Origin of the sequence: Rhodococcus sp. Q (assembly GCF_005503035.1) — a bacterium.
GTDB lineage: Bacteria > Actinomycetota > Actinomycetes > Mycobacteriales > Mycobacteriaceae > Rhodococcus_G.
In genome coordinates, this window is the sequence record NZ_SCOY01000001.1 from 446,599 (window position 1) to 461,565 (window position 14,967).

The following is a 14,967-nucleotide window of genomic DNA, read 5'->3' on the forward strand; positions in this document are numbered from 1 at the left end:
GACTCCCCGGGCCGAGGCATTGTCGTCGCCTACTGTGGCACGCCCGCAGGGTGATTTCGCCTATTACCCCCGCACTGGGTCGGCCACGCCACCACGACCGTCACCCCAGACGGCGGCCGTCGGACGCCGAGAAGAGGTGCACCTCGTTGGGGTCGACGTGCAGCCGGACGCGGTCGCCCTTGCGCGGCGGGCGACGCCAGTCGGCGCGGGCGACGATCTCCTGACCGTGGTCGGACACCGAGGACCACCCGTAGATGTAGGCATCCGAACCGAGTTCCTCGACGACGTCGACCTCCATCTCGACGCCGTCACCGGCCACGTTCGCACCGACGAGTTCCAGATGCTCGGGCCGCACGCCGACGACGACCTCGGAGTCGTGCACCAAACCGAGGGTGCTGCGCGGGACCGGGATCACCACCGTGCCGAACCGCACCCCACCGTCCACGACGGGGAGGGTGAACAGGTTCATCGACGGCGACCCCATGAATCCGGCCACGAAGACGTTCGCGGGGCGGCTGTACAGCTCCCGCGGGGACGCGCACTGCTGCAACAGCCCGTCCTTGAGGACCGCGACCCGATCGCCCATCGTCATCGCCTCGACCTGGTCGTGGGTGACGTAGACGGTGGTGGTGCCGAGCCTGCGCTGCAGCTGCGCGATCTGCGTGCGCGTCTGCACGCGGAGCTTCGCGTCGAGGTTCGACAGCGGCTCGTCCATCAGGAACACCTGCGGCTGCCGGACGATGGCGCGTCCCATCGCGACGCGCTGCCGCTGACCACCCGACAGCGCCTTGGGCTTGCGTTCCAGGTACTGCGTCAGGTCGAGCATCTTCGCCGCCTCCTCGACGCGGCGCCGGATCTCGTCCTTCGGGGTCTTCGCGAGCTTGAGTGCGAAGCCCATGTTCTCCGCGACCGACATGTGCGGATACAGCGCGTAGTTCTGGAACACCATCGCGATGTCGCGGTCCTTCGGCTCGGCCGAGGTGACGTCGCGGTCGCCGATCAGGACACGTCCCGAGTGGACCTCCTCGAGGCCGGCGAGCATGCGCAGCGACGTGGACTTGCCGCACCCCGACGGGCCGACCAGCACCAGGAACTCGCCGTCGGCGATGTCGAGCCGCAAGCGGTCGACAGCGGGCGTGTCCGAGCCGGGGAACAGGCAGGTGGTCGAGTCGTAGGTGACTGTCGCCATGGGTGTTCGTCGATCCCTTCACCGGCTGCGCCGGACGCTCTGGTCACTCCGCAGGCTCCGCTCCTGCGCCGGACGCTCTGGTCACTCCGCAGGCTCCGCTCCTGCGCGCGATGTGTCCGCGCGACAGTATGGCAGGCCCCGCCGTGCGGGCACCGGTGTCTGCACCCTGGCCCTTCTGTTCGGGACTGCGGCGGCAGAGAATGGAAGGCGGCCCGATCGGACCGTGACAGCCCAGCCGACGACCTGGAGGCACAGTCATGAAACCCGCCGACGACGCGCCCGCCGACACCCGAGTGATGGGCATCATCCATTCCGCGCTCCGCCGCGACCTGCTGCGGCTCCACCTCGTGCTCGCGGCGGGGCCCGTGCCGGACGACCATCGTGTCGAGCTCGCCGACCACGTGCTCTGGCTGATGGAACTCCTGCACCACCACCACGAGTCCGAGGACTCCGCCCTGTATCCGCAGGTGCTGGACCACAACCCCGACTCGGCACCGATGGTCGCGCGGATGAACGAGGACCACCACCGCATCGAACCCGCCATCACAGCGTTCCAGGAGGCCGCACACGCGTTCCGCGACGGGACACCCGGCTCCCAGGAGCAGTTGGCCTCGGCACTGGACGGTCTCTCGGAGGTACTGCTGCCGCACCTCGAGCGCGAAGAGCGCGAGATGATGCCGATCGTCTCGGCCAGCATCACCGAGGCGGAGTGGACCGCGTGGGACGAGCAGTACAACATCAAACCGCTGTCGCTGCCCGAACTCGGCCGGGAAGGCGTCTGGATTCTGGACGGACTCGACGACGCGTCGAGCGACTACGTCGTGCACCTGGTGCCCGCGATTCCCCGATTCCTGATCCTGCACGTGCTCGGCCCGCACAACCGTCATCACTTCGCCGACCTGTGGAAGGGGACCGACGCCGAGAACATTCCTTCGCAATCGCTTTCGAGTGGAGCCTGATCAGCGTAGGTGGAATCCGCGGTTCCGGAGTGCCTCACCGATCCGTTCGCGGCCGTTGAGCCCGCCGACGGTGCCGAACCGGACGAGCACACGCTCGATCCAACTGTGCGCGAGTCCTTCTCCCTCGTAGAACGCCCGGATCGTCTGCTCGTACTCGTCGACGGCAGGAAGCTGGGTGTCCTCCCGGTACCTGTCGTGATGTACGACGGCCTGCTGCGGCAGACGCGGTTTGACGCGGGACGCATCCGAGTCGTCCGGGTGCCCGACAGCAAGCCCGAACGCCGCGACCACCCGATCCGGCAGATGCAACTCGGCAGCGAGATCCTCGGGATGGTTGCGTGCGCCTCCGACGAACACCGTTCCGAGGCCGAGTGATTCGGCGGCCAGCGACGCGTTCTGCGCGGCGAGGGACACGTCGACGAATCCGACGAGTGCGGATTCCACGTAGTCGGCACCCTCGAGTCCGTGCTCGTGGCGGTCCGCGAGCTGTGCGAGTCGCGCGAAATCCACGAGCCACACCAGGAACACCGGGGCCCGGCGGATGAATTCCTGGTCGCCGGACAGCGTCGCGAGCCGGTCCTTGAGGTCGGGGTCGCGGACCACGACGACACTCCACGTCTGCAGGTTCGACGACGTCGGCGCCGACTGCGCTGCCGCGACGATCGCCTCGACGGCGGCGTCGGACACCGGGTCGGGTCGGAACGACCGAACCGAGCGATGCGCCAACTGCTGCCGGATCACTCCGGTGACCTCGCGTGACGAGCTGTGTGTCGTCCCGTAGCGGTCCGCGAACAGGGCCGCGTCGGTGTCGGGCGCGGAGGTCGGGTCCAAGGCAGCGGTCATCGCGTTCTCCCGGGGTGAGGTGTCGGTGTGTGCGGAACTATCCCGTCGTCGGCGGTGGGCGTCGACGGTTGCGCTCATCACGACGCGAACCTCCTCGGGTTTTCCCGACCCGGTCCGTGCGGCACAGTGGAGAGAGCGCACGTCACTGCCACCTCAGGAGGTATGTATGACCCGCCCCGTTCGCATCGGCGTTCAACTCCAGCCCCAGCATGCTCCCGAGTACACCCTGATCCGCGACGCCGTCCTGCGCGCCGAGGACCTGGGCGTGGACATCGCCTTCACCTGGGACCACTTCTATCCGCTGCGCGGTGACGCGGACGGCGCCCACTTCGAGTGCTGGACGATGCTCGGCGCGTGGGCGGAGCAGACGGAGCGGGTGGAGATCGGCGCGCTCGTCACCGGCGGCGGCTACCGCAATCCCGATCTGCTGGCGGACATGGCCCGCACCGTCGACCACATCAGTGGCGGCCGCCTGATTCTCGGTATCGGCGGCGGCTGGTTCGAGAAGGACTACACGGAGTACGGCTACGAGTTCGGTACCGCGGGTAGCAGGCTGACACTGCTGGGCGAGAACCTGGCCCGGATCCGCGAACGCCTCGGGAAGCTGAACCCGCCTCCGCACCGCCACATCCCGATCCTGATCGGCGGCAGCGGTGAGAAGAAGACGCTGCGCCTGGTCGCGGAGTACGCGGACGTCTGGCACAGCTTCGCCGATCTCGGCGCCCTCGCCCACAAGTCCGCCGTCCTCGCCGGACACTGCGCCGACGTCGGCCGCGACCCGCACCGCATCGAACGCTCCGTCGCGTGGCCGGGCACCGACTCCGCGCAGGCATTCGTCGACGCGGGCGTGACGCTGTTCACCGTCGGGACGAGTGGGCCGGCCTACGACCTGTCGACGCTGGCCGAAGCGATCCGGTGGCGGGACGAGCACTACGCGCAGCCGCTCGCCGGACTCGCCTGATCCGAACCACGCCGCGGGTTCGCCACCGGCCTGGATGTCCGATCGGTGTGACGGTTCGCACCCCCGTGGCAGATACCCCCTGGGGTATGGTGGTGCCAGTTCCGTCGTACCGAGGTGCATCACGCCTCCCGTCCCTGCCCGGACGGCTCCTCGGTCGCCGACCACCCGATCCGCACCGAGGACATTCACGTGACCCACTCCCACCCCCGCCAGAACTGGACCGTCGAACGCGTTGTGCCACTGATGGGCGGCGTCATGATCCTGCTCAGCGTCGCGCTCGCGGTCGGTCTCTCACCGTGGTGGCTGGTCCTCACCGGGTTCGTCGGCGCGAACCTCGTCTTCTATTCCGCGGTCGGGTGGTGCCCGGCCAGCCTGCTCATGGAACGCGCCGGCCTGCCGCGCGCGAGCTGCCGCGTCCGGAACCGCCCGGACGAGGGGAACCCGCGCCCGGCCTGACAAAGGCCTGGGTTCCTCTACTCGGACGGGGAGTGGCATTCGGCGGCCACCCGCCCGCCCGGTTACGCTTCCGTTCATGACCCGGTCACGATCGGTCAAGGTGTGGGTCGTTGCGGTGCTGGCGCTCCTACTGGCGTGCACCGCGACTGCCTGCGGCAACGACTCCTCCGATACCAGCGCATCCGCCGACCTGTGCTCGCCTCCCGGCCTCGGCAGCGCCGCGGCTGCGCCGACGAACCTGGATGCGGCGGCCGCAGCGGCAGGCGAGGACCGCTACACCACAGCGACCACGACACCGGTCGACCGGATCGACGTGAACTCGCTCGGACTGATCGTTCCCGGGACGCTCAGTGTCGGCACCCTCTCCGACGCGCCGCCGAGCATCTGCGTCAACTCGGCAGGCACCTTCACCGGATTCGACAACGAACTGCTCAAGGCGATCGCGGACAAGCTGGGGCTCGAAATCCAGTTCTCCGGCACCGAATTCGCCGGGCTGCTCTCCCAGGTCGCGAACCGCCGGTTCGACGTCGGCTCGTCGTCGATCACGACCACCGACGACCGACGCAAGACCGTGGGCTTCACCAACGGCTACGACTTCGGCTACTTCTCGCTGGTCGTTCCCAACGGCGGTCCCGTGCAGGCGTTCTCGGATCTGAACGCCGTGGTCCGGATCGGTGTGGTGCAGGGGACCGTGCAGGACGACTACGTCGTCAATACCCTCGGCCTCGACCCGGTGAAGTTCCCGGACTACAACACCGCGTACGCGAACCTGAAGTCCGGCCAGATCGACGCGTGGGTAGCGCCGTCACAGCAGGCGGAGGGCGCGATCAAGCCGGGCGACGGCACCTCGATCGTGCAGAACACGTTCAGCCTCAACAACTTCGTGGGTTGGGCGGTGAACAAGGACAACCGGGCCCTCATCGACGCGCTGAACTCCGGGCTGGACGCCGTCATCGCGGACGGCACGTGGTCGGAGCTGTACACACAGTGGGTGCCCCGCGAGCTACCGCCGGGATGGAAGCCGGGTAGCAAGGCCGCGCCCGAACCGGAGCTGCCCGACTTCGCCGCGCTCGCCGCCGAGCAGGGAACTGCGGAACAGGGCGAGGCGACGGCACCGAAATCGACTCTCGCGCAACTCGGTGACACCTTCTTCAACTGGGAGCTCTACCGCAAGGCGATTCCCGACCTGCTCAAGACCGGCCTGCCCAACACCGTCATCCTGGCGCTGACGTCCGGGGTCATCGGCACCGTCCTCGGCATGCTGCTCGCCATCGCCGGCATCTCCCGCACCCGGTGGCTGCGCTGGCCCGCGCGCGTCTATACGGACGTCTTCCGCGGCCTGCCCGCCGTCGTCATCATCCTCATCGTCGGGCTCGGTGTCGGGCCGGTGGTCAGCGGTATCACCGGCAACAACCCGTACTGGCTCGGCGCCGCCGCCCTGTCGCTGCTCGCCGCCGCCTACATCGGCGAGATCTTCCGGTCCGGCATCCAGAGCGTCGAGCCCGGCCAGATGGAAGCGGCCCGCGCGATCGGCTTCGGATACCGCCGGGCGATGACACTGGTCGTGATCCCGCAGGGTGTGCGCCGCGTGCTGCCCGCGCTGATGAACCAGTTCATCTCGCTCATCAAGGATTCGTCGCTGATCTACTTCCTCGGGTTGCTCGCCACGCAACGCGAACTGTTCGCCGTCGGCCGCGACCTGAACGCGCAGACCGGCAACCTGTCCCCGCTCGTCGCGGCAGGCCTGTTCTACCTGGTGCTCACGATCCCGTTGACGCACCTGGTGAATTACATCGACAAGCGCCTGCGAACCGGGAGGGCCGACACCTCCGGCACTCTCGACGACCTCGAGCAGGCCATCGTCGTGGAGAGGGGATAGAGCCCGTGACCGAGTCACCGAACCCCGAGTCGCCGAACCCCGAGTCTCCGCGCACCGAGTCCCCGAGCGCCGAGTCCCCGAGCGCCGAAGCCGCCCCCTCCGGTTCGCTCACCGGCACCGACCTGCACCTCGCGTTCGGACGCAACAAGATCCTGCGCGGCGTCGACATCCATGTGGCCGCGGGCACCACCACGTCCGTCATCGGCCCGTCGGGGTCGGGCAAGTCGACGCTGCTGCGTGTCCTCAACCGCCTGCACGAACCCGATGCCGGCGACATCCTGCTCGACGGACGCTCCGTGCTGGGGGACAACCCGGACGAGTTGCGGCAGCGGATCGGCATGGTGTTCCAGCAGTTCAACCTGTTCCCGCACCGGACGGTCGCCGACAACGTCGCGCTGGGCCCCCGCAAGCTTCGGGGACTGTCGAAGGACGCCGCCCGCGACCTCGCGCTGGAGTATCTCGACCAGGTCGGGCTGCGGGCGAAGGCGGACTCGCGGCCCGCGAACCTGTCGGGCGGTCAGCAGCAGCGCGTCGCGATCGCCCGCGCCCTCGCCATGAAGCCCGAGATCATGTTCTTCGACGAGGCCACGTCGGCGCTCGACCCCGAACTGGTCAAGGGTGTGCTCGCGCTGATGGCCGACCTCGCGTCCGGCGGCATGTCGATGATCGTCGTCACCCACGAAATGGGCTTTGCACGAAGCGTTTCCGACACCGTTCTGTTCATGGACGGCGGTGTGGTCGTGGAGACGGGCAAGCCCGAGGCCCTGTTCGACGATCCACAGACCGACCGCCTGCAGTCGTTCCTGTCCCAGGTGCTGTAGCTACGCGCCGTGGCGTCCCGCTCCGCCGGTGAAGCGGGACGCGCCGTCGACCCCCTCCGCGAAGACGATCGGAACCCCGTCCGCCCCTTCCCGTCGAAGCGCCTCCGCGAGGGGAAGATCCAGTGCCCGGTAGGTGGAGGTCCGGTCCGCGAGCATGCAGGCCTGGGGGAACGCGGCGATCTGGCGTGCCAACTCCTGCGCGGCCTCGAGCGCCTGGCCGTCGGGAACCACCCGGTTCGCCAGTCCCATCGACAGCGCCTCCGCCGCGTCGACGGCCCGTCCGGTGAGGATCATGTCCAGGGCGCGGCCCTGCCCGACGACGCGCGGCAGTCGCACGGTGCCACCGTCGATCAGCGGGACGCCCCAGCGTCGGCAAAAGACCCCGAACGTCGCGGACTCCTCCGCGACCCGCAGGTCGGCGAGCAGCGCGAGTTCGAGACCCCCGGCGACCGCGTAGCCGCTGACCGCCGCGATGAGCGGCTTGCTCAGCACCATCCGTGTCGGCCCCATCGGCCCGCCCCCGCCGCCGTCCGGGTCGAGGTCGTTGACTCGCGCCGGATCACCGACCGCGGACAGGTCGGCTCCCGCACAGAACGTTCCGCCCGCACCCCACAGCACCGCGACGCGCTGGGTGTCGTCCGCCTCGAACGCCGCGAACGCGGCGCGCAGCTCACGCGCGGTTGGTCCGTCGACGGCGTTGCGTCGCTCCGGTCGGTCGATCGTGATCGTGGTGATTCCGTCGCTGGACTCGAAACGGACGGATCCGGGCATGGTCGCCTCCTCGGCGAGAGCAATCAGACTGTGCCCCACCGTATAGCCCGACGCCCGGGCGAACGGGCAGCGCTCACCGAGGGTGCCCGACAACGTGGGGATTCGCTGGTCTGCCGTTCACCTGAGCGTTGCCGGGTGCACGCCTGAGCCCCCTACAGTCGCCCGAGTTGTCCATTTCAACCGGGAGTTCCACGTGAAACTCAAGCCCCTCGCCCTGTTCGTCACGCACGACGGATCGTCGTCCCGCGCGTCGGTCACGTGCCGCTACAAGTGTGGCGACGCGTGTTCCCACGACGTGCCGAACACGTCGGAAGGCGAATACTTCGGTGACATCGTGCGGGCTGCCATGTCGCGGCGCGGGGCACTGAAGGCAGGCGCGACGACCGTTCTCGCCGTGGGCGCGGGCGGACTGCTCGCCGCATGCGGGACCGACACCGCCGTGGCACAGTCGGGCTCGGGCGACACCGGATCGCTCGGCGGTGGCAGCACCGCACCGGGCACGGGCTTCACCCCCGTCGCCCCGAACACCCAGGACGCCGTTGTCGTCCCGGCCGGGTACGAACAGGCAGTCGTGATCCGTTGGGGTGACCCGGTTCTGCCCGGCGCTCCCGCGTTCGACTTCGACAACCAGACGGCGGCGGCGCAGGCACTGCAGTTCGGCTTCAACAACGACTTCGCCGGGCTCCTGCCTGTCGACGGTGAACTGGGCGGCTATCTGCTGGTCGTGAACCACGAGTACAGCACCGAGCCGTTCATGTTCCGCGGCTACGACGGCGAGAATCCCACCGAGGAGCAGGTCCGGATCGGGCTCGCCGCGCACGGCATGTCCGTTGTCAAGGTTCGCGGGGAGGTCGGGTCCGGCCGTCTCACACCGGAATTCGGCCCGCAGAACCGCCGCATCACGGCGAGCACCGAGTTCGTCGTAACCGGTCCCGCCGCGGGCTCCGAACTGCTCAAGACTTCCGCCGACCCAACCGGCACCCGCGTCCTCGGCACCCTGAACAACTGCGCGGGCGGTCTCACCCCGTGGGGCACGGTGCTCTCCGGCGAGGAGAACTTCAACCAGTACTTCGCGAACGCCGAACAGGTCACCGATCCGATCGTCGCGGCCCGCCTCAAGCGGTACGGTCTCACAGGCGCCGCGAGCGAGCGCAAGTGGGAACGTTTCGAACCTCGCTTCGACCTCGCTCAGAACCCCAACGAGGCCAACCGATTCGGCTACGTCGTCGAGATCAACCCGTGGGATCCGGCGTCCACGCCCGTCAAGCATTCCGCGCTCGGCCGGTTCAAGCACGAGGCCGCGACCATCCACGTCACCGGTGACGGCACCGTCGTCGCGTACAGCGGCGACGACGAACGCTTCGACTACATGTACAAGTTCGTCTCCGCCAGGAAGATGATGCCCGGACGCGGGCAGGCCAGCATGCGCCACAACCTGACGCTGCTCGACGCGGGCACCCTGTACGTCGCGAAGCTGACCGGCGACGAACCGGATCGGGTGGACGGTTCCGGAACCCTGCCGCCGAGCGGACGGTTCGCGGGCAAGGGGGAGTGGATTCCGCTGCTGCGCACCGGCGAGGACGGTCGAGGCGAGTCGCTCGTCGACGGCATGTCCGCCGAGGAGGTCGCGGTGTTCACCCGGCTCGCGGGCGACAAGGTCGGGGCCACCAAGATGGACCGTCCCGAGGACTTCGAGCCGAACCCGAAGACCGGCAAGGTGTACGTCGCGCTGACCAACAACACGCAGCGCGGCACCGACGGCAAGGCGCCTGCCGACGAGCCGAACCCTCGCAACAACAACAAGAACGGGCACGTCCTCGAGATCGAGGACGATCACGCGGGCACCGCCTTCGTGTGGAACATCCTGCTGGTGTGCGGCGACCCGGCCTCCGCCGACACCTATTTCGGCGGCTTCGACAAGACGCAGGTCAGCCCCATCTCGTGCCCCGACAATCTGGCGTTCGACCCGCACGGCAACCTGTGGATCTCCACCGACGGCAATGCGCTGAAGTCGAACGACGGCCTGTTCTCCGTCGTCCTCGAGGGCGAGCGGCGCGGCGAGACGAAGCAGTTCCTCACCGTCCCGAAGGGCGCCGAGACCTGCGGACCGATCGTCGACGACCGGCGCGTCGTGGTCTGCGTGCAGCATCCCGGTGAGTTGGATGGGGCCGGCGCCGACGCCCCCGCGTCGCACTGGCCGGACGGCGGCACGTCGCAGCCGCGTCCGTCCGTCGTCGCCGCGTGGCGGTCCGGCGGCGGATTCATCGGATCCTGACACGCTCGGCGGTGCACCACCGGACGTCGCCCCGTCCGGTGGTGCACCACTTCGTGGGACGGGCGGACCCTACCTGGCGGAAGTTGTATATACTTCTTTAAAGAAGTATTGACATCTGCCTGCGTGACGGGAAGGTCCGACCACATGAGCACAGCCACACTCGAGTTCGACGTCGTCGTCGTCGGCGCGGGCATCGTCGGCCTCGCCCACGCGTACCACGCCCACAAGCGGGGATTGTCGGTCGCGGTGGTCGAGCACACCGACCGGGTGGCGGGTGCGTCGGTCCGGAACTTCGGTCACGCGTGCATCAGCGCACAGTCCGGTGAGGCGCTCCGGTACGCCCGGGCCGGGCGCGCGGACTGGCTCACCCTTTCCGCCGAGGCAGGCTTCTGGTCGGCCGAGACCGGGACCGTCGCCCTCGCCCGCCACGACGACGAGCTCGCCGTGATGCAGGAGTTCGCCGCCCTGCGCGGACCGAGCGCCGCACGCATGCTCACCCGGTCCGAGGTGCTCGCCCGGGTTCCCGCCGATCCGGCGGGCGTCGTCGGCGGAATGTTCCTGTCGGCCGACCTCCAGGTCGATCCCCGGACGGCGGCACCGAACATCGCCCAATGGCTCGAATCGGTTGGTGTGAAGTTCTTCTGGCGTACCGCGGCGACCTCGTTCGAGCCCGGCCTGGTGCGGACGTCACGAGGCGGGATCCGTGCCGGGACCACGTTCGTCACCGTCAACCACGACATCGATCGCCTGTTCCCGGATCTCGCCGAGGACATCGACTTGCGGCGGTGCGCACTACACATGATGAAAGCTGTTGTTCCACTAAGGTTTCCGCTCACGGCCCCGCTCTTCACCGGCTGGTCCCTGTTGCGCTACAGCGGGTTCGAGACGATGCCGTCGACACCGGCGGTCGCGGCCCGCCTGCTCGCCGAGTTTCCGGACGAGACCACGCTCGACCTGCACCAGATGTACACCCCGCAACCCGACGGCACCCTTCTCATCGGCGACACCCACATCCGGGAGGTGACCCCCTCGGCGTTCCAGTCCGAGAAGGGCTTCGAGGTGCTGCTGGACCACACTCGGGAACTCTTCGGCGTCCGCACCGTCGACGTCGTGGAACGCTGGCAGGGCGTGTACAGCACCGCACCGGGACGCGAATTCCTCCGCGCCGAACCGCTGCCACGCACCCACGTCGTCACGGTCACCACCGGCATCGGCATGACCACCGGCCTCGGCCTGGCCGCGGCCGGTGTCGCAGCAGCGTTCGACACCGCGGCGGTCGGGGTGTGACGCGATCAGGACAGGCGGATACGGTGACCGGCGAACAGCAACTCGGTGCAGTAGGGCGGAGGCGGGAATGACCCCCCGACATCAGGAGATCTACGAGTACCTCCGCACTCAGATCGACGACGGCACCTACCGCCCCGGCGACGAACTGCCCCCCGAGACCGCGTTGATGGAGCAGTGGAAAGTCAGTCGTGGACCGATCCGGCAGGCGCTGAACAACCTTCGCGCCGAGGGGCTGATCCACACGACCCGGGGGCGGCCCGCCCGCGTGCGCCGTCAACCCCAGCCGACGCAGACCCTCGCCTCGTTCACCCCGTTCTCGCAGTGGGCCATCACATCGGGCCGCCGTCCCAGCAACCACACCGTCGGCGTCGGCCGCGTCCGGGCCGGCGCCGAGACCGCCGACGCACTGCACCTCGACGAGGACGCGTTCGTCGTCGAAGTGGTGCGCCTGCGCTGCCTCGACGGAACCCCCGCGCTACTCGAGCGCAGCCGGTTCACCGTGGACGTCGGCCAGAGCCTGTTCGAGTTCGACGCCGACGCGGGATCCATCACCGACCACCTCGTCGACCGGGGAGTCCGGTTCGCGACGATGCGACACGTACTCGACGCCGTCCCGGCGGACGGAGTCGACGCCGACGCCTTGCAGATCCCGCAGGGCACACCCCTGCTGCGGGAGCGACGAACCAGTTACGACGCGGACGGTCGTCCGTTCGAGTACTCGGACGACCGCTACCACCAGGTCACCTTCTCGATCATGAACTCGATGACCGATCCGGGCTGACGCCCCTCGCTCCGCGGACGCTACGACCCGAACGGATTGCCGAACACGTGGATGTCGCCGAGTCCGCCGCCGTAGTAGTTCAGGTCGATCGCCGCGTTGACGCCGGGGATGCGGCCGGAGTCGGTGTACTGCCAGAACGTCCAGTGCCGCCAGCCGCCCGGCAGCGGTCCGGGGGCGGCGCCGCCGTTGTAGTCGGCGATCCACAGCGGGTAGTTCGAGAACTCGCTGGTGTTCGCCATGGCGGTACGCCAGAAGTTCGGATACGTGTAGATGATCGGCTGCCTGCCGGTCAGTGCCTGCACCGAGTTCAGGTAGCGGCGGGTCCAGTCGATCAGCGCTGCAGGCGGAAGGCCGCCGGAATGCTCGATGTCGAGAACCGGCGGCAGGCCTCCGGCGATGACCGGGGCCGCCGTCGAGGCGAAGAACGCGGCCTGTGCCTCGGGGGACTGGGTGGGGTCCGCGTAGTGGTAGGCGCCGCGGGCGATGCCTGCCGCACGCATGCCGATCCCGTCCTGCACGAAGTACGGGTTGACGTAGTTGAGGCTTTCGGTGGCCTTGACGATGGCGAACTCGTGACCCGACGCACGCACCGCGAACCAGTCGATGCTCGCGCCGCCGGGATGCTGCCAGGAAGCGGCGTCAGGCCCGTTGATCTGGGCCCCCGCGGCTCCCGGCGCCGCGAAGGCGAGCACCCCGGCCAACAACAGCGGGGCGAGGCGGATGACATTTCGGATACGACCGCGGCGCGTCGACGTCATCGCCCGAGACTAAACCGACACGTGGTAACGACGCAGCAATTCCGCGGCGATCGTTACCAGCTGTTCGGCGTGGCGTCACGATCACTCGAGCGCGTGTCGCAACTGTTCAGCCCAGCCAGTCCAGCACCGCCGCCGCCGTCCACGACTGCTGCATGCTGCCGAGCGGCTCGCCCGTGAACGGCTCGTAGTACTCGGCGAAGCTGCCGTCACTGGCCTGCCGCAACCCCTCGCTGCGCAGGTGCCGGGACCGTTCGGCCCACCCACGGCGCGCGAAGACCCAGGAGAACAACCACGTCATCACCGGCCACACCGGACCACGCCAGTACTCGCGGGACCGGAAGTCGCGCGACACCGGGGAGGTCGACGGCGGCACGCCGTACCGCAGATCCGGGTGGCCGCAGAACCGCGGGCCCTCGAAGGTCCGCAGCAGCGTCCTCTCGACGTCGCGGGGCAGCCCGCCGCACAGCAGCGGCGCGAACATCGCGATCGTGTCCGTCCCGATCCAGCGTCCCGTCCGCAGATCGAAGTCGCGGGCGGCACCGGAGCGCGGATGGGTCGACGCGACGACCCCCGCGCGGAAACGCTCCGCCCACTGGTGCAACTCGCGCACATCGGCCTTCGGCGCGGAGTGCTCCTCGCCGATCGTCGCGAGGACGTCGCAGGCGAGCGAGAAGATCGCGCTGACGAACACGTCCTCGACCGCGAAGCTCATCGCCGAGACCAGTTCCGTGTCGTCGTAGCGGACCTGCTTCATCTCCTCGAGCAGCCACAGGTAGCGGTCGTACTCGGCGTTGGTCGGTCGTTGCGTCAGGTCCGCGACGACGAACGTGTCCTCCCTCGTGTAGGCCGGGACCGCACCGGGAATCACGTTGGCGTAGGCGGTGTCCCAGCGCGGCGAGTTGTCCATACCGGACTCCCAGCCGTGGTAGACCGTGAGCCGACCGGCCTGCGCGGGGTCGCGGGCGTGCGCGAGCCACCGATGCCAGCGCATCAGGTCGGGCCAGCGGCGGTCGAGGAACTCCTCGGCGACGGCCCGGGTCGTGCGACCGTGCCGACGGGAGTGGTCGAGGATGCGCTGCACCGCGATTGCGTGCACGGGCGGCTGGGTGATGCCGGAGGTCTGCGGTGCGACGGGAGCGGCCGCGGCGAGGCCCGTGCACGCCCACCGATCCGGCCCCGGGAAGTAGCCGTCGACTCCGTTGGCGAACACGATGTGCGGAATCATTCCGTTGGTCCACTGCGCGGACAGGAGGGTGTCGAGTTCGACGACGGCGCGCTCGACGCTCAGCGGCGCCAGTCCGACCGAGACGAACGCAGCATCCCAGCTCCACATGTGTGGATACAGGCGGGGCGCCGCGCTCGTCATCGTGCCCAGATCGTTACCCCGCAGGAGGTAGGCGGCCCGCGCCGCGAGCTGGGTCGGGGTGAAACCGGGGTCGGACATGCCCACAATTGTGCGACCCGGCCGACCCTTCCGCCTGCCGGGACCGTTGGTTTCGCGTCACTCAGCCGGTGGGACGCGACACCTCGTCGGAACTGCGGAACACCAGACGTCCGTCGTCCAGCTTGATCGCCCAGCGCTTCGCCAGGGCCCAGCTTCGACCGTAGTCGGCGGCGTCCTCGGCGAGGTTGCCGCCGAAGTCGTCGACGATCACGCCCGGGGCCTGCGTCGACTTCCCGCCTTCAGTCACCGGATCGGCGCTGGTCACGACGGCGTCTCCGACGGCGAGAGGCGGTTTTCCCGCCGCACCGCCCGATGCGGCGGCAGGCTCCTTCTTTTCCTTGCCAGATCCCATGTTCGCGACTTCCTTCCCGATCGCCCGTTCCGGCAGCACTCGTCGGACCGGGGAGGACCACGGCACCCCACGGCACCAAGTCTCGTAACCAGAATGTAGCTGACGTTGTACCGAACATGCTGAACAGAGACCTGGGGGTCATCGTTTGCGCAGTTCAGGGTACTCCGATCTGCGACACAGGTCGGGAGATG

Annotated in this window: 14 protein-coding genes; 8 read left to right on the top strand and 6 right to left on the bottom strand. The window is 68.8% G+C overall.

Features of this window, described 5'->3' with window-relative positions:
* Positions 1–100: 100 nt before the first annotated feature.
* Positions 101–1,189: an ABC transporter ATP-binding protein gene (locus tag FFS72_RS02135; RefSeq protein WP_137872374.1), complete on the bottom strand. Its 1,089-nt coding sequence runs from the start codon at positions 1,187–1,189 to the stop codon at positions 101–103.
* A 257-nt stretch (positions 1,190–1,446) separates the two neighbouring features.
* Here FFS72_RS02135 and FFS72_RS02140 point away from each other — a divergent pair, with 257 nt between their 5' ends.
* Positions 1,447–2,148 carry a hemerythrin domain-containing protein gene (locus FFS72_RS02140; RefSeq protein ID WP_084734424.1) on the top strand — a complete coding sequence of 234 codons (702 nt, stop codon included), beginning with the start codon at positions 1,447–1,449 and terminating at the stop codon, positions 2,146–2,148.
* Here the strand turns inward: FFS72_RS02140 and FFS72_RS02145 are convergent, their stop codons facing one another.
* Entirely contained in the window at positions 2,149–2,991 is an 843-nt protein-coding gene (locus FFS72_RS02145; protein WP_137872375.1) for an NADPH-dependent oxidoreductase, read from the bottom strand.
* 166 nt (positions 2,992–3,157) lie between these two features.
* Between FFS72_RS02145 and FFS72_RS02150 the strand changes: the two genes are divergently transcribed.
* The 4 genes from FFS72_RS02150 (at position 3,158) to FFS72_RS02165 (ending at position 7,108) form a co-directional block, all read left to right on the top strand.
* Positions 3,158–3,952: an LLM class F420-dependent oxidoreductase gene (locus FFS72_RS02150; protein WP_137872376.1), complete on the top strand. Its 795-nt coding sequence runs from the start codon at positions 3,158–3,160 to the stop codon at positions 3,950–3,952.
* A 189-nt stretch (positions 3,953–4,141) separates the two neighbouring features.
* Complete coding sequence (locus FFS72_RS02155) at positions 4,142–4,408, top strand: YgaP family membrane protein (protein WP_050066961.1); 267 nt, start codon at positions 4,142–4,144, stop codon at positions 4,406–4,408.
* A 76-nt stretch (positions 4,409–4,484) separates the two neighbouring features.
* Positions 4,485–6,287 carry an ABC transporter substrate-binding protein/permease gene (locus tag FFS72_RS02160; RefSeq protein WP_137872377.1) on the top strand — a complete coding sequence of 601 codons (1,803 nt, stop codon included), beginning with the start codon at positions 4,485–4,487 and terminating at the stop codon, positions 6,285–6,287.
* Positions 6,288–6,409: 122 nt separating this feature from the next.
* Complete coding sequence (locus FFS72_RS02165) at positions 6,410–7,108, top strand: amino acid ABC transporter ATP-binding protein (RefSeq protein ID WP_137872451.1); 699 nt, start codon at positions 6,410–6,412, stop codon at positions 7,106–7,108.
* Here FFS72_RS02165 and FFS72_RS02170 read toward each other — a convergent pair whose 3' ends face one another.
* Positions 7,109–7,879, bottom strand: coding sequence for a crotonase/enoyl-CoA hydratase family protein (locus FFS72_RS02170; protein WP_137872378.1), 771 nt, complete (start codon positions 7,877–7,879; stop codon positions 7,109–7,111).
* A gap of 193 nt (positions 7,880–8,072) precedes the next feature.
* Between FFS72_RS02170 and FFS72_RS02175 the strand changes: the two genes are divergently transcribed.
* The 3 genes from FFS72_RS02175 (at position 8,073) to FFS72_RS02185 (ending at position 12,222) form a co-directional block, all read left to right on the top strand.
* Positions 8,073–10,154 carry a PhoX family protein gene (locus FFS72_RS02175; RefSeq protein WP_137872379.1) on the top strand — a complete coding sequence of 694 codons (2,082 nt, stop codon included), beginning with the start codon at positions 8,073–8,075 and terminating at the stop codon, positions 10,152–10,154.
* 144 nt (positions 10,155–10,298) lie between these two features.
* The gene (locus FFS72_RS02180; protein ID WP_137872380.1) at positions 10,299–11,441 is read left to right on the top strand and encodes a TIGR03364 family FAD-dependent oxidoreductase; all 1,143 of its coding nucleotides are present in this window, start codon (positions 10,299–10,301) and stop codon (positions 11,439–11,441) included.
* 67 nt (positions 11,442–11,508) lie between these two features.
* Positions 11,509–12,222, top strand: a complete 714-nt coding sequence (locus tag FFS72_RS02185; protein ID WP_137872381.1) for a GntR family transcriptional regulator — start codon at positions 11,509–11,511, stop codon at positions 12,220–12,222.
* A gap of 20 nt (positions 12,223–12,242) precedes the next feature.
* Here the strand turns inward: FFS72_RS02185 and FFS72_RS02190 are convergent, their stop codons facing one another.
* From FFS72_RS02190 to FFS72_RS02200, 3 genes are all read right to left on the bottom strand, one after another.
* Complete coding sequence (locus FFS72_RS02190; protein WP_137872382.1) at positions 12,243–12,980, bottom strand: glycoside hydrolase family 25 protein; 738 nt, start codon at positions 12,978–12,980, stop codon at positions 12,243–12,245.
* Positions 12,981–13,086: 106 nt separating this feature from the next.
* Positions 13,087–14,424, bottom strand: coding sequence for a glucosylglycerate hydrolase (ggh, locus tag FFS72_RS02195; protein WP_050066744.1), 1,338 nt, complete (start codon positions 14,422–14,424; stop codon positions 13,087–13,089).
* Positions 14,425–14,485: 61 nt separating this feature from the next.
* Positions 14,486–14,776 carry a hypothetical protein gene (locus FFS72_RS02200; RefSeq protein ID WP_084734433.1) on the bottom strand — a complete coding sequence of 97 codons (291 nt, stop codon included), beginning with the start codon at positions 14,774–14,776 and terminating at the stop codon, positions 14,486–14,488.
* Positions 14,777–14,967 lie beyond the last annotated feature (191 nt).

Coding starts and splice junctions, on each gene's coding strand:
- FFS72_RS02190 (WP_137872382.1), bottom strand. CDS start 12,980: ATGACGTCGACGCGCCGCGGTCGTATCCGAAATGTCATCCGCCTCGCC.
- FFS72_RS02160 (WP_137872377.1), top strand. CDS start 4,485: ATGACCCGGTCACGATCGGTCAAGGTGTGGGTCGTTGCGGTGCTGGCG.
- ggh (WP_050066744.1), bottom strand. CDS start 14,424: ATGTCCGACCCCGGTTTCACCCCGACCCAGCTCGCGGCGCGGGCCGCC.
- FFS72_RS02140 (WP_084734424.1), top strand. CDS start 1,447: ATGAAACCCGCCGACGACGCGCCCGCCGACACCCGAGTGATGGGCATC.
- FFS72_RS02135 (WP_137872374.1), bottom strand. CDS start 1,189: ATGGCGACAGTCACCTACGACTCGACCACCTGCCTGTTCCCCGGCTCG.
- FFS72_RS02150 (WP_137872376.1), top strand. CDS start 3,158: ATGACCCGCCCCGTTCGCATCGGCGTTCAACTCCAGCCCCAGCATGCT.
- FFS72_RS02185 (WP_137872381.1), top strand. CDS start 11,509: ATGACCCCCCGACATCAGGAGATCTACGAGTACCTCCGCACTCAGATC.
- FFS72_RS02145 (WP_137872375.1), bottom strand. CDS start 2,991: ATGACCGCTGCCTTGGACCCGACCTCCGCGCCCGACACCGACGCGGCC.
- FFS72_RS02180 (WP_137872380.1), top strand. CDS start 10,299: ATGAGCACAGCCACACTCGAGTTCGACGTCGTCGTCGTCGGCGCGGGC.
- FFS72_RS02170 (WP_137872378.1), bottom strand. CDS start 7,879: ATGCCCGGATCCGTCCGTTTCGAGTCCAGCGACGGAATCACCACGATC.
- FFS72_RS02200 (WP_084734433.1), bottom strand. CDS start 14,776: ATGGGATCTGGCAAGGAAAAGAAGGAGCCTGCCGCCGCATCGGGCGGT.